Raw genomic sequence first — 14,016 nt, forward strand, 5'->3', positions numbered from 1 at the left:
TTCGACAAATAGTATAGCGCCGTATAGCATTGCTAATGCTTTTATTAGACGGGGTATTAAATAGTAAATTTAATACCCCGTTTATATCAATATCAACTTATTATATTTCTACCACTATAACTGTGGTGCTTTAAGGGCGTAATTTATAGCTCGAATATAAGGTGATACATCTTGTCCATGATCTTCCCTATTCCATGGCCACGAAGTTCCTTGATTTTCACCTTTTTTAGATACGTCCTTTATAGCAAAATAAACCATCTCATAATTATCTGTAATCTCGGTTGGCAGCTCAAATCGAGTCCACACATTTCTAGTGTAGTCACTTTCCCGTCTCAGATAGTGGGGGTTCTCAGTACCTACATATTTTTCACCTGAATATAACATAGGCTCAACAATATTAGCCTCAGCATAATTTGCATTGGTTATCGGATTTATTGACCATCGAATTTCAAACGTTGATAGTTTGTCTTTACCAGGGCTAATATCTACACCGTCCTTAAAGCCTAATTCCCAATAATTACTGTCTGGCCAATAACCCACCCAAAGCGACGTAATCGACTCATCATTTTGGTCAGGTTCATGAGATTGTTTGGTACTATAAAATTCAACTTCATCTAAGTAATATTCTGAATCGGTTGTTTGTGCAGATCTGACTTCCATATATATTCGGGACATTTGCGCAAAGTAATTTTTTCCATCTGCTGCCACAGGGTTATTTTCATGATATGAACCACCTGAACTTCCGCGATGATGATTTGGGTGGTCATCCAACTCAACATGCAGCCAAGCGCCTGGGTTTAATGATAAATAGTGATAATAGTGCTGATTACCCGGGCCTTCCCGTGGACAGCCATCACCGGTTGAATAAACAGGTTCTCCAGTTTCCCAACACAAGTATGTACCCACATGAAAATTAGTTGTTATGGTCTCTGAACCTCCACTATCGTCTAGCTCATCTAATCCACCTAACTTAATGTAAAAAGATAATCTATCAGTATCTTCTTTGGTAATTCCTCGCTCTATCAATGGTTTTGAATCATATAATAACCACCAACTAGCTTGATTCGGGGCTTCGACTTCTTCTGGGTTATCATAAACCCTAAAGCTTCCTCCTTCAGATGTCATCGGCGCTCGAATATCTGGTACAATTTCAACTAAATTCTCATCCCCATAATCTTTTTTATCAAAGCTTCGAGGACCTATTCCAAAATAGACGCTTTCGCCATCACCTAACAATCCACCAGTACCAAGAATCCATCCCATTTTTCCATACGCAACATCGTCCTGCCAGATCCATCCTAACCATGTATGCCCTGCATCACTTGCGTCATTCCAATCAAATAAAGTCGTAACCTCTGTCGATTGTGCGGTGTAATTAGAAAACTCACTTACCGAATCGTCTTCCACTATTTTTTTTGGTTCATCATCGTTTTTGTTACCGCTACAAGAAGTTAACGTCATAGTCATTAACATGCTCGCTAATGTGCTCAACATGAGCATGGTTGTAAGTCGGGTCATTTTGGTATTCCCTAAATTAAAAAGTTTAGCCGGTCACTTTGTCCATATGTTAAACACCAAGCGGCGTTACATCTTTAACAATATTAACTCTAGTCTAAATGATAAAACATGTTCTATCGAATAACTGTTTTTATTTCTTTATAACTTAAATCAGCTCATTAGATTAAGTTTGTTAATATAACGTCCAATAGCTCTGCTTTCTGTTTGCGACTATACAGCGACAAATCACGGTCAAAAGACGTAATGTCTTTACCCCCATTTGCCTGCAACAAATCAACAATTGCAACGGTTAAATTGTCTTTTGTTTGTCCCAAGTACACGCCGTCAAATTGTTTCGATAAATTATAGGTTGCGCCTGCATCGTCGGCCTTAACCAACATCGCTCTTTGAGTCCGTAGATATTCGTATACTTTGCCCGGAATTTGTTTATTAAACCGAGCATCTTGTATTAGCAATAAAGCATTGGCCTGGGTCATATTATTTAAAGCGTTGATAAACGGCACTGGCTCGATAAATCGAACAAGGTCGTCAATGCCGAGTTGCGATAACTTTTGTGCAAAATCGTTGCCGTCCCCGGCACCTTGAAATATTAGTTCAAAATTGTCTGCAGTAATTAATCCGTCCGCTTTTATTGCCGACAACGCCTCAAATATCGGCTCTGGATCTCGCCCATTTGGATACAAAACACCACTGTAATATAAGGTAAACTTATCGGCAGAAAACGGTGTCGACTTATCTGGCATACCGGCGAGTTTCTCAAAATTGGCTTCATCGTAGCCATTTTCTATAACGGTGTTTTTTAATGAGACCAACTCGCCATATTCGGTTTGATACAAATCTCTCACGGCACTTGTGGCGAACGTAATTTGCGCGGCATTTGTCATTACTTTTGTATCAATTTTTTTATGAATGTAGTCTAACCATTTTCCAGCAGAGCCATTCATGTAATGGCAAGGATCACGATAATCAGCGACCCAGGGCGTTTTATTTGACGCCGCCAGTTTATTTGCAATGTAATGTGTACTTGGAATTGGAGACGATGACCAAATGACATCTGGCTGGTATTTTTTTAACAGTTTTTTGCCTGTTTTTAACGCCGCCGGGATCCATGTAAGCCCCCAGCGGTCGGGCGTTTCCATAATAGATAGATATTTACCTTTATAAGACAAATCCCTTTGTACGTCATAGGCGTTGGCTCGATAAATCTTGTGGTCAGCCGCGTCAGTGTAGGTGCGGTCAATTTTTGAATAAGCTCGGTCAGTCGCAGTTAATACCACTACATTCCACCCCCATTGCTTTAAATAGCGGTAAAAGCTCTCAATTCTTGGCACCGACGCACCATTACTCGGCGGAAACTCAAATACGACCATTAATATTGTTTTTTGTTTTTTCATTTTGATTTGCTCATTCATTAATGGTCACTTCTCCGGCTATCTTTTCTAAAGATAAACAAAATGGCGTTATTTTTTTCCGATACGGCATAAACCTAGGCAAGGCTAAGTTGTTACTGGTTTGCACAATACCACCATCGTTTGTTGCAACAGCGTATTCAACACCACATTTTTTTACCATAGAGCCATGTTTATTACTAAAATCCCGGTCAAACCAGCCATTTGGATAGGCAAAAATGGTGGTGGTTGTACCTAATACATCGTTTAAATAACGAATCGAGGTTGAAATCTCCTCCTCCGCCACGGCGTCTTGCTGAAAACCCAAAATACTATGACTGGCAGTGTGTGCCCCGACATCATGTCCGCGACTCACCAAATTTTTGAGCTGCGATTCGGTCATCATACAGCGCTCAACAACAGGATCGCCACACAATCCTACAATAGTATCCACAGCTTTGTCTCGTAACGCATTAGGTAAAAATTTGATTTTTGAAACTAGGGTTAAATAAGTATTAGCACGAGCTTGTTCAGTTGCTAAAGAATAATGTTGGTTTTCAAAATCTAGGTTGGCTAATGCAGCTTTTCGTAAGCAGGTTTCGAGTTGATCATTCCATAACCACCCTTGTTGGGTGCCATGAGTTGCAACAAAAAAACTCGCTTTGATATTGTACTTTTCTAAAATAGGGAGTGCGTTGGTGTAGTTATCTAAGTAACCGTCGTCGAACGTGAGCGCCAAAGCTAATTTAGGTAGCTTACCCTTTTTTTGCAGTGCCAAGGCTTTGGACAGGGGATAAATAGTAAAGTGTTTGCTAAGCGCAGCGATGAGTTGCTCAAAACCAGCAACATCTAAGTCGTCTGGGCAAAACGGGTCCGCTTTATCTAAAACGCGATGAAAATACAAAACGGCCAAAGGATACTCTCGATGTTTTCGAAAGTTTATCCAGGCTAAAATATTCAAACCCCAACTCAGCATTGTTAATAAATCCCTATAATCCATTACGATTGAATTGCAAACAAGCTTAGAGTACACGCTGTTTAATTTATTGTGAACCACGCTTATATATAAGTTATTGGTAAATTAATCCATTTAGTGCTGGACGAAAGGCCAAATAACTTAAACAATATGGTAAATTAGTTACGGAACACTCTTTTTTAATAGGCAAGGTTAATGAAAAAAGTCCTCACGGTATTTGGTACCCGACCAGAAGCAATCAAAATGGCCCCTCTCGTTCACAAATTAGCAGAGTCTAATTTAATAGAATCCCGCGTATGTGTTACAGCGCAACACAGAGAAATGCTAGACCAGGTTTTACAACTGTTTGAAATCACTCCTGACTACGATCTGAACATCATGAAACCTGGCCAAGACCTATACGATGTGACAACCAAGATCCTTACCGACATAAAAGCGGTCATTGCCGATTTTAAACCTGATATTGTTTTGGTTCACGGCGACACTAGCACAACATTTAGTGCTGCTTTAGCGGCCTTTTATCAGCAAGTAAAAGTAGGACACGTTGAAGCCGGACTACGTACTGGCAATATTTATTCTCCTTGGCCAGAAGAAGCCAACCGCAAATTAACAGGTGCAATCACTCAATTCCACTTTGCGCCAACAGCATCGTCAGAATCAAACCTACTTAAAGAAAATACACTAGCGTCTAATATTTATGTCACTGGTAACACGGTAATCGACGCATTATTGTGGGTTAAACAAAAATTAGACAACAATGACGCGTTGCGCTCTGCGTTTACTGAAAAGTTCTCATTTATTAACCCTGATAAAAAATTAGTGTTAGTCACCGGTCACCGACGTGAAAGTTTTGGTGACGGATTTGAACGGATATGCAGTGCATTAGCGTCTATTGCTAAACAACGTCCAGATGTACAAATCGTTTACCCAATGCACATGAATCCTAACGTTAGAGAACCGGTAAACCGATTATTATCCGACTTAGACAACGTATTTTTAATTGAACCACAAGATTACCTGCCATTTGTTTATTTAATGAATCAATCCTATTTGATCATTACTGATTCAGGTGGTGTTCAAGAAGAAGCGCCTTCAATTGGTAAACCAGTACTGGTTATGCGTGATACAACAGAGCGCCCAGAAGCCGTTGATGCAGGTACTGTCATATTAGTAGGAACCGATGAACAACGCATTGTTGAGCAAACAATTACATTGCTAGACGATGAAGTTAAATATAATACGATGTCGCAGGCCCATAACCCATATGGTGACGGCCAAGCTTGTCAAAGAATAGTACAAACATTAGTAGAGGAATTATAGTAATGGACTTTAAGACAGTTTCAGTTATTGGTTTGGGTTACATAGGCTTGCCAACGGCTGCCGTTATTGCATCCCGTGGTATCAAGGTTGTTGGTGTTGAGATAAATCAACACGCGGTTGATACAATCAATGCTGGTAAAATTCATATTGTAGAACCAGACTTAGACATAGTAGTTAAAAGTGTTGTATCTACCGGCTTTTTAAGAGCCACGACGACTGTTGAAAAAGCCGACGCTTTTATGATTGCAGTTCCTACACCGTTTAAACACGGTGATGATGATTCACATTCTCCTGACCTAAGCTATATTGAGTCAGCGGCAAAAGCCATTGCACCTGTAATTGAAGCCGGTAATTTGGTCATTTTAGAATCTACCTCACCTGTGGGTGCAACTGAAAAACTCGCGGGTTGGTTAAAAGAAGCACGCCCAGATTTAACCTTCCCGCAGGATATTGGCGATCAAGCAGACATTAAAGTCGCGCATTGTCCAGAACGTGTTTTACCTGGTTATGTATTACAAGAGTTAGTGTCTAACGACCGTGTCATTGGTGGTGTCTCTCCTGCATGTAGCGCCGCTGCTGTAGACCTGTATAAAACATTTGTACGCGGCGAATGTATTGTCACCAATGCTAGAACAGCAGAAATGGCTAAGTTAACTGAAAACTCATTTAGAGACGTTAACATTGCCTTTGCCAATGAATTATCCACCATATGTGACCAACTGCGTATTAACGTATGGGAGCTGATCAAATTAGCAAACAGGCACCCTCGCGTAAATATCTTGAGCCCAGGACCTGGTGTTGGTGGCCATTGCATCGCTGTAGACCCTTGGTTTATTGTTGATAGCTGCCCGGAACATGCAAAACTAATCAAACAAGCCCGATTAACCAACGATGCAAAACCTCATTATGTTGTTAATCAAATTAAAGAAGCGGCTGATCAGTTTAAACGCCCTGTTATTGCTTGTTTAGGCCTAGCATTTAAAGCCGATATCGACGACCTCAGAGAGAGTCCAGCGGTACAAATCGTTGAAGATCTTGCCCAAGCCAAAGTTGGCGAAATAATTGCGGTTGAGCCTAATATTAGCGAGCTTCCGGGTTCACTTTCGGATGCAAATGTCACTCTTGCGTCTGTTGCTGCAGCACTAGAAGTTGCCAATGTTGTGGTCATTTTGGTTGATCACAAAGAATTTAAAGCAGCGGACCGCTCATTGTTTGCCAAAAAAGTCGTTATCGATACACGCGGTCTTTTATAAAAGCATCGCTTTTATGAAGTCGCTCCTACTGCTCATCACATTACTTAGTCATCATTGCCTCGCGGCAATGGTGACGGTAGATGGAGTCGACTTTACCTCACTATCTGCAGCACGCACGGCCATTAAAGATGGTAGCCGTATTTACCTCCAAAAAGGCGTTTATGCTGTAGGCGCCTATATTAAAGCAAGCGATATAGAACTCATTGGCGAAGAAGGCGTTGTTTTTGACAATGCCATTGCCGACGAGAAAGCCGCTTTGGTATTTACCGGCAATAATATTACTGTTGAATCCATTGAGTGCCGCAATATTGCAGTAAAAGACAAAAACGGCGCTTGTATTCGATTTGAAGGTCAACATCTCACTGTTCGCAACCTATACGCCCACGATAGCCAAGTAGGAATTCTCACTAGCAGAAATGCGGGTAAAGTGAATATTGAATATTCTAAATTTGAACGTTTAGGCGGGAAAGGCAAAGGAATGGGTTATTCCCATGCGGTGTATGCCTTTGCAGACGAGCTCCGAATTTATCGCTCTGAGATTCTTTCGATGCAAGGAGAAGGCTCTGGGATCAAAAGTCGTTCTAAAAAAACCGTCATATTGGAGTCGAGACTTGCAACAATTAATGGTGATGATAGTCGATTAATAGACACTGCAAACTTTGGCGAACTTATTGTTCAAAAGAGTATTTTGCAGCAAGGTGATAATTCGACTAACCGACAACTCATAGCCTACGGCCTTGAGAAAAAAGTAGAACGGTTATTTGATGTCAATTCAATTGAAATTAAAAATAATATTTTTATCCTAGATAGAGCAAAATCCAGTGTCATTGTTAGCTATCGACTTGCGGATAAAATTGAAATAACAGACAACGTTTATATTGGTGACTTTTTGTACACCGCTGATTTTTTACCAAATAACACTTGGTATTCATCGAGAAATAAGGCATTTATTGCTGAATTGCCATATATTCCAAAATTAGAAGATTTTGATGATATTATCTTTAGAGCAACAACTTATGGGACCGCCGAGCAACCATAAGATTTTATTACTGTGATTAAATGGACCTAATAAATGACGATTTTAGTTAAAACATACAACAGCGCCATCGATGCTGAATGGGACGAGTACGTTAAGTCACATGACAATGGTTCTATTTATCATCTCATGAGTTGGAAACCGTTAATTGAAAAGTGTTTTGGCCACAAAGCCTCGTACCTTTACGCTATCAATGAGTCTGGCAAGATCTGTGGCGTATTGCCTGCGGTAAACGTTAAAAGTGCCCTATTTGGCAATAATCTAATCTCTATGCCTTATTTCAATTACGGTGGCGCCATTGCAGACTCAACCGAAATTGCACAAAAACTCACTCAAGCAACGATTGAATTTGCTAAACAGCAAGGCATTGACTATGTCCAGTTTAGAGAAAATCAGGCCGACCCAGATTCAACGCTAGAAGTATCCACCAGCAAAGTGAATATGATCCTGCAACTCCCTGAAACTGCAGAGTTGCTTGGTAAATCAATAGGCTCTAAACGTCGCTCACAAATTAAACGACCGATTAGAGAAGGTGTCAGTCACAAATTTGGTGGCTTAGAACTGCTCGACGATTTTTATGAAGTATTCTGCCTTAACATGCGAGATTTAGGTACACCGGTTTACGCGAAGTCGTTTTTCCAAGAAATATTAACGACATTTGCCAGCAATGCCATATTGTGCGTGATCTATTGGGAAGGAAAACCGGTTTCAACCGGGTTCTTATTGCATCACAATAATCGCATGGAAATTCCATGGGCGAGCACCGTAAGGTACGCAAATAGAATTTCAGTAAATATGTACCTTTACTGGCAAATCCTAAGCTACGCTATCGAGCAAGAATTTAAAGAGTTCGACTTCGGACGTTCTACTATCGACGCGGGTACGTACAAGTTTAAGAAACAATGGGGCGCTGAACCGAGCCAATGTTACTGGTATCACTGGGTTCCAGATGGAAAAACGCTTCCTAATTTATCCCCGACCAACAGTAAGTTTGAGTTAGCCATTAAAATTTGGCAAAAACTGCCTCTTGGGATAACAAAATTGATAGGACCTCCTATCGTAAAAAACCTACCTTAAAACAATCTTTCAGTGAATTAATGCTTCCAGTTATTTGATAGCTTGCATGCACTCAGTAGAAACATGTATTTGGTAGAAGTATGTAATGATAGCTACTCTGTTTAGCTACTCTGTTTAGCTCGCTCAATGCAGCGCGTTAAGCAGAGTGTATTAGCTATTAGGTAGAACCTTATATAACGTCATGTACTGCGCGACCATCGACTCAACACTGTACTTACTAGAAACCAAGTCGTAGGCACGCTCGACTTTTTGCTGAACATCCGTTGAACCACTTAGTATTTGTACAAATAATTCACTCATTTGCTCTGCATTATTTGGCTCGACAAACCACACTTCGTTGTCGGTGATAAACTTAGATATCCCACCCACATTGGTGGTAACAACTGGTATTCCAAGCGCCATGGATTCTAATATGGTCATTGGCATTGCTTCATAATGAGACGACAAAGCAAACAAATCGGTGCCAGACAAGATATCGTCAACATCTGACCGATAACCAAGCATATGAATATCGGATTGATGGGTCAGGGTCGATTTAAACGTATCGAGCTCCTGATACGACGGGCCATCTCCAACAAATTGTAGAATAGTCGTATCCATAACATTTGACTTTTCTTTGGCCAATTGAAACGCTTTCATCAACATAGTTTGATTTTTAATTGGGTCGAGCCGGCCAACGGTTGTTATCACCTTAGCGTTATTGGTTCGATCTTGTATCGGCATTTGCGCAGGGACATTAACCCCATTAAAAACCAGACTTACTTTTTTGATATTAATACCTAAGTCGTTGATGACCCAATTATATAGATCGTATGACACAACGGTATAGTGATTGATAAAGGTCGAAATAAGCTTTCTGAAACGATTGTTAAACTGGTTTAGGCCTTTTGGATCATCTCCTCCACGACCATGATCACAGTGAACGGTTGTAGGTACACCCGCTAACTTGGCAGCCAAATGGTATTCTATCGTGCCAAAATTATAAGTATGCATTGCCTTGGGCTTGAGGCGACGTAAGAGGCGGAGTAACTTATAGTGACTAAATAAATCGTTGCCTGGTTTTTTTCCAATACAATACACATCAACTGGCACATCGAACGCTTTGATCAGGCCAAATTCGCTGGTTAAGGAAATTAAAACATGTTTAACTGGATAATCACGGGAATGATTGACCAGATTGACAATAACTTTCTCTAAACCACCGCAACCAAAGCTAGGGACAAGATGCACTATCTTTTGTATTTCTGTCTTTTGTGCTTTCATAAAATGTTTATTTTCTCGTATATTTGAAACTAAGCTTTTTAACAAAATTTAAAATGGTAATACGTAGTGTATTTTATCGAATTAAAACGGCTGTCTCATTTTACACATTCCGACCTAAAAAACATGTGGTTTACCGTCGCACAAACGGCAATTCCCAATATATTTTTGAGTTGGCCGTGGATCGACAGCTGGTTGTCTTTATTAAAAGACCAAAATGATAGTTATGTTATTACTGCTTCACACCACAACCAGTGTGTTGGTATTGGAATATTTGTTGAGAAACACGTCACAAGGCATGGGCTTTTTAAATCTAAACAGTGGTATTTACACCGAACAGGTGATGACAAATTAGACCAAATTTGGATCGAGAAAAACAACTTTTTAGTAAGTGACCAAAATTCACGTCAAATTACGTCCGCAATGTGGCAACACCTTTTTTTGAATCAGCCTGATGTTGATGAATTTATTGTTAACGTCGCTCTTGACGAAACATCCATTGGAATTACCACCCACAACACGGACTATCAATTAGTAAAAGAAAATATCGACGTCGGCTATTTACTCGCTATAAATGCGATAAAAGATAGCTCGCGGTTTCCACAGGAAATTTCAAACTCTACATATAAGCATGTAGAACGTACCATTCGTCGTTTAAACCAAGATAATGACTTAACCTTTGAATTTGTTACCGATCCCGCAGCAATACTTAATACGTTAGAACAACTCTCCCATTGGCACATAACCAAATGGGAAGGTACTGCCACTCCAAGTGGCTTTAATAACGATACATTTCAGGATTTTCACTCCCGCTTTATTCGGCAAAAGTTAGACAACGCCTGTATCGCGGTTTTATCCTCCGGGGGTGAAATTATTGCTGTTAATTATTACCTGCGTAACAAACGTAATCTGGCATTTTATTTAAGCTGTATTAAGCCAATTACTGACAACAAAATTAAAATTGGACTTGCACTGCATTGCTTAGTGGCAAGGCAAGCGCATACTATGAATATTGCCTTTATCGACTACTTAGCCGGTGACGCCGATTACAAAAGAAAATTATCAAACAATACAGAGGCGTACTGTCAAATTACTGTACAAAAACGACAGATTAAATTTAAAATTGAAGCCAGCTTAGGTAAATTAAAAAGAAAATTTCTAAACGTTAAGCAAAGACAATGATTAATACGAATTTGTTATTGCAATACAATGCGGGACAAAACTTACGCACTATAATATAGTAAGTTGAATGATTAAACGGACACTTTGTCAACTATAAAAATAGGATTGGATTGAATATGAACTCCTCAAGATTACTACTGGTTTCTACAATAATTATTGCATTAGCAGGTTGTGGCGGTACCTCCCCTGAAGAGTATTTCAAACTTGCTCAACAGCATATTCAAAACGGTGACAGTGAATCCGCCATAATTGCGTTAAAAAATGTAATCAAGGAAGTGCCTGGCAATATCGAAGCCAGAAAGCAATTGGCCGAACTCTATATGGCAGATGGTTCGCTAGATAATGCTGAAAAAGAATTAGCCTATGTAATAAACAAAGGCCAAGGTACGGAAAAGCATTATTCAGATCTGTTAAAAGTGCACAACCTTTTAAGTGACTTTGAAAGTACATTATTTATTGAAGGTCCAGAGGAATGGCAAGACATCAACTTGCAAAGTGCCTTTTTGTACCATAAAGCCATGGCTAACTATCGTTTAAAAAATGAAGAACTTGGCAAGCAAACCCTCGAAGTCTTAGTTACGTTAGCTCCAGAAACCATCTACGGTAAACTAGCTTCAGCTTATCTAATGTCAGAACAAGACTTGATGGAATCGGCCAACATAATAGAGGCTTTGTCTCAACAGTTCCCAAATAATTCAGATATTTTTATGCTAAAGGGGCTCGTATTAGGAAGCCTTAAAAAGTATGGCGAAGCGGCAAAAGCATACGAACACCACTTAACATTAATGCCAAAATATAGACAAATACGACTATATATTGCTGACGCATTAGTAAAAGATAAGCAGTTTTCTGCTGCACAAGTACATACAGAATATTTGTTAAAATACACCCATGAGCAGGCTTTTCTTAATCAGCTACAAGGTGTTATTAAATTTGACGCCAAGGAATATAAAGTCGCCCAGGGTCACTTTGAAAAAGCGATTCAAAACGGTATAGATTCAACTACAAATAGACTCATGGCTGGACTAACCTCTTTTCAAAACAAACAATATGAAAAAGCATATCAATACTTAAGTTCAATAGCTGACAAGATGCCGCCGACTCACCCAGCCAAAAAAATACTGGCGATTACTCAGCTGCAACTCGGTTATACATTAGAAGCCTCAGCCACCATGTTAGAACTTGAAGGCCTAGATGATGCTGACGCATCTATGTTTGCTAGTGCAAGTTTTGAGTTAATTAAAGACGGTGACTTTAAAACAGCAAAAACATTATTGGCAAAAACAGAAAACATAGATGGTAAAAGTGCCAGCGCGTTAATTACTCACGGCCTTGCCAAACTCAGCCTTGATGATGTTAGTGGTGTCGTCAACTTAGAGCAAGCTTTAGAGATCGCACCTGACTTGTCGGTGGCTAAGTCTGCTTTGGCCTCGGCCTATATGGCGACCAATGAATTTGATAAAGCGCTTAAACTTGCTAAAACATGGCAGGAACAAAATGACATAAATGGTTATAACTTGGCAGGTTATGTTTATCAAAAACAAGGCAAAGTCGAGTTGGCAACCAAAGCATTTGAAGATGCTTTAAAGATAGATTCGACAAATACCCCTTCTCATATGTATTTTGCCAATGTAAATATGAAGCAAGGTAATTACCAGGAAGCCAATTCGCACTTAACCAAATTATTTCAAAAAGAGCCGGACAACCTAACAGCCCTTAAAATGTATTATTTTATCGGTAGAGAGCAGGGTAATACTAAAGAGGCCCTCGATCTGATGGAAGACAGATTTAAGGTTAATTTGACATCTGAACCTCATCGTTTACAACTTGCCCAGTTATATTTAAACGAAAAGAAACCAAATCAAGTCATCAGAATTTTAACAAGTTATGACTTTCAACCAACTCAAGATACAAATGAGTTTTATTGGCTAGCACTTGCCGACAGCTTGCAAGTTGTTGGCAAAAACAATGAAGCGCTTAAGCTTTATAGCCGTTGGACCCAAGCTAATCCAACAGCTGAATTGGCTTGGTTAAAAAAGATCAGTGCAGAGCAGGGTTTAAAACGATTTGCTTTAGCGTTGACGTCTGTAGAAAACGCACTTATTCATTTCCCAGATTCAAAAGGTTTGCAAATTGTACACGTAAACCTGTTAATTCGTGATGGTCAAAATGATACAGCGGAAGGCTTGTTACGTCGCTATTTTAAAGATGAATCTAAGAACCTTGTTGTGCAATATCTGCAGGGGCAAATCTTGTTAAACAGAAAAAATTATAAACAGTCTTTACCTCTGTTACAGGCATACTATGATAAAAAACAAACCTCTGAATCAGCGCGTTATATTTATGCCGCATATGTAGGCAAAGGTGAAAAACCAAAGGCCATTAAGTTTGTTGAGTCTCATATAGAAAAGGCACCTGATGACATTTCAAATATCTATATGTTAGCAAACGAGTTTTTAACAACGGACAATAAAAAAGCACAGCTTTATTTTGGAAAAATGCTTAGCATAACCCCGACAAATCTAGTGGCACTTAACAACCTAGCTTGGTTGCAGTACCAAAACGACCAGTTGCCTGAAGCCAAGGTTACGATAGAACGAGCGTTTAAGATTAACGATAATCTACCGCAATTGCTGGATACAGGCGCCATTATCTACGAAAAACTGGGGGATATTAAAAAGGCCAAAGCGCTAATTAATAAAGCGTATAAGTTAACGGATGATCAACGAAGCTTAAGAACAAATTATAATAGAATTAACGCTTTGTAACTTACTCTTTGTAAATAACAAAATGCATTTATGATGGAATGGGACATCGCTGTCCCATTCCATTACATAATAAACATAGCACCTACATACGGTGCAATTTGTAACAAACATAAGCCTTGCCAACTCAACGGGTTAAACCACACCCTCTTTTAGCCCCCAAAACAGAACCTGCTCATTCTTAATTATTCATTTGTTCCACTGCTAATAGCAACTATTAGGCTAAGTACACTAACGACCC

At 39.6% G+C, this 14,016-nt stretch carries 10 protein-coding genes; 6 read left to right on the forward strand and 4 right to left on the reverse strand.

Annotation, left to right across the window (positions count from 1 at the left end; translation table 11 throughout):
* Nucleotides 1-114: 114 nt before the first annotated feature.
* The 3 genes from Q4575_RS13260 to Q4575_RS13270 all read right to left on the reverse strand — a co-directional run bounded on the left by Q4575_RS13260 (nt 115) and on the right by Q4575_RS13270 (nt 3,882).
* Nucleotides 115-1,518, reverse strand: a complete 1,404-nt coding sequence (locus Q4575_RS13260; protein WP_303523183.1) for a hypothetical protein — start codon at nt 1,516-1,518, stop codon at nt 115-117.
* 158 nt (nt 1,519-1,676) lie between these two features.
* On the reverse strand, nt 1,677-2,930 hold the full coding sequence (locus tag Q4575_RS13265) for a glycosyltransferase (RefSeq protein WP_303523184.1): 1,254 nt from the start codon (nt 2,928-2,930) through the stop codon (nt 1,677-1,679).
* Nucleotides 2,923-3,882 (reverse strand): polysaccharide deacetylase family protein, encoded by a 960-nt coding sequence (locus Q4575_RS13270; protein WP_303523185.1) that lies wholly within the window; start codon nt 3,880-3,882, stop codon nt 2,923-2,925. Before Q4575_RS13270 ends, Q4575_RS13265 begins: the two co-directional genes overlap by 8 nt.
* Before the next feature lie 195 nt (nt 3,883-4,077).
* On the opposite strand from Q4575_RS13270, the gene wecB reads away from it, so the two are divergent.
* Genes wecB through Q4575_RS13290 form a run of 4 tightly spaced genes read left to right on the forward strand, consistent with a single transcriptional unit; the run spans nt 4,078 to nt 8,568 of the window.
* Complete coding sequence (wecB, locus tag Q4575_RS13275) at nt 4,078-5,202, forward strand: non-hydrolyzing UDP-N-acetylglucosamine 2-epimerase (RefSeq protein WP_303523187.1); 1,125 nt, start codon at nt 4,078-4,080, stop codon at nt 5,200-5,202.
* A 2-nt stretch (nt 5,203-5,204) separates the two neighbouring features.
* Complete coding sequence (wecC, locus tag Q4575_RS13280) at nt 5,205-6,455, forward strand: UDP-N-acetyl-D-mannosamine dehydrogenase (protein ID WP_303523188.1); 1,251 nt, start codon at nt 5,205-5,207, stop codon at nt 6,453-6,455.
* 13 nt (nt 6,456-6,468) lie between these two features.
* On the forward strand, nt 6,469-7,494 hold the full coding sequence (locus Q4575_RS13285; RefSeq protein ID WP_303523189.1) for a hypothetical protein: 1,026 nt from the start codon (nt 6,469-6,471) through the stop codon (nt 7,492-7,494).
* Nucleotides 7,495-7,527: 33 nt separating this feature from the next.
* Nucleotides 7,528-8,568: a FemAB family XrtA/PEP-CTERM system-associated protein gene (locus Q4575_RS13290; protein WP_272181316.1), complete on the forward strand. Its 1,041-nt coding sequence runs from the start codon at nt 7,528-7,530 to the stop codon at nt 8,566-8,568.
* A 150-nt stretch (nt 8,569-8,718) separates the two neighbouring features.
* Here Q4575_RS13290 and Q4575_RS13295 read toward each other — a convergent pair whose 3' ends face one another.
* Complete coding sequence (locus tag Q4575_RS13295) at nt 8,719-9,831, reverse strand: glycosyltransferase (RefSeq protein WP_303523190.1); 1,113 nt, start codon at nt 9,829-9,831, stop codon at nt 8,719-8,721.
* A 66-nt stretch (nt 9,832-9,897) separates the two neighbouring features.
* On the opposite strand from Q4575_RS13295, the gene Q4575_RS13300 reads away from it, so the two are divergent.
* Nucleotides 9,898-11,010 carry a GNAT family N-acetyltransferase gene (locus Q4575_RS13300; protein ID WP_303523191.1) on the forward strand — a complete coding sequence of 371 codons (1,113 nt, stop codon included), beginning with the start codon at nt 9,898-9,900 and terminating at the stop codon, nt 11,008-11,010.
* A gap of 116 nt (nt 11,011-11,126) precedes the next feature.
* Nucleotides 11,127-13,778, forward strand: coding sequence for an XrtA/PEP-CTERM system TPR-repeat protein PrsT (gene prsT / locus Q4575_RS13305; RefSeq protein ID WP_303523192.1), 2,652 nt, complete (start codon nt 11,127-11,129; stop codon nt 13,776-13,778).
* The last annotated feature ends 238 nt before the right edge of the window (nt 13,779-14,016 follow it).

This window comes from Psychrosphaera sp. 1_MG-2023 (assembly GCF_030548245.1).
Classification (GTDB): Bacteria; Pseudomonadota; Gammaproteobacteria; order Enterobacterales; family Alteromonadaceae; genus Psychrosphaera; species Psychrosphaera algicola.

Bases quoted from the DNA above. Each gene is read 5' to 3' on its own strand.
- Q4575_RS13295 (WP_303523190.1), bottom strand. From the start codon at position 9,831: ATGAAAGCACAAAAGACAGAAATACAAAAGATAGTGCATCTTGTCCCT.
- wecC (WP_303523188.1), top strand. From the start codon at position 5,205: ATGGACTTTAAGACAGTTTCAGTTATTGGTTTGGGTTACATAGGCTTG.
- Q4575_RS13270 (WP_303523185.1), bottom strand. From the start codon at position 3,882: ATGCTGAGTTGGGGTTTGAATATTTTAGCCTGGATAAACTTTCGAAAA.
- prsT (WP_303523192.1), top strand. From the start codon at position 11,127: ATGAACTCCTCAAGATTACTACTGGTTTCTACAATAATTATTGCATTA.
- Q4575_RS13265 (WP_303523184.1), bottom strand. From the start codon at position 2,930: ATGAATGAGCAAATCAAAATGAAAAAACAAAAAACAATATTAATGGTC.
- Q4575_RS13285 (WP_303523189.1), top strand. From the start codon at position 6,469: ATGAAGTCGCTCCTACTGCTCATCACATTACTTAGTCATCATTGCCTC.
- wecB (WP_303523187.1), top strand. From the start codon at position 4,078: ATGAAAAAAGTCCTCACGGTATTTGGTACCCGACCAGAAGCAATCAAA.
- Q4575_RS13290 (WP_272181316.1), top strand. From the start codon at position 7,528: ATGACGATTTTAGTTAAAACATACAACAGCGCCATCGATGCTGAATGG.
- Q4575_RS13260 (WP_303523183.1), bottom strand. From the start codon at position 1,518: ATGACCCGACTTACAACCATGCTCATGTTGAGCACATTAGCGAGCATG.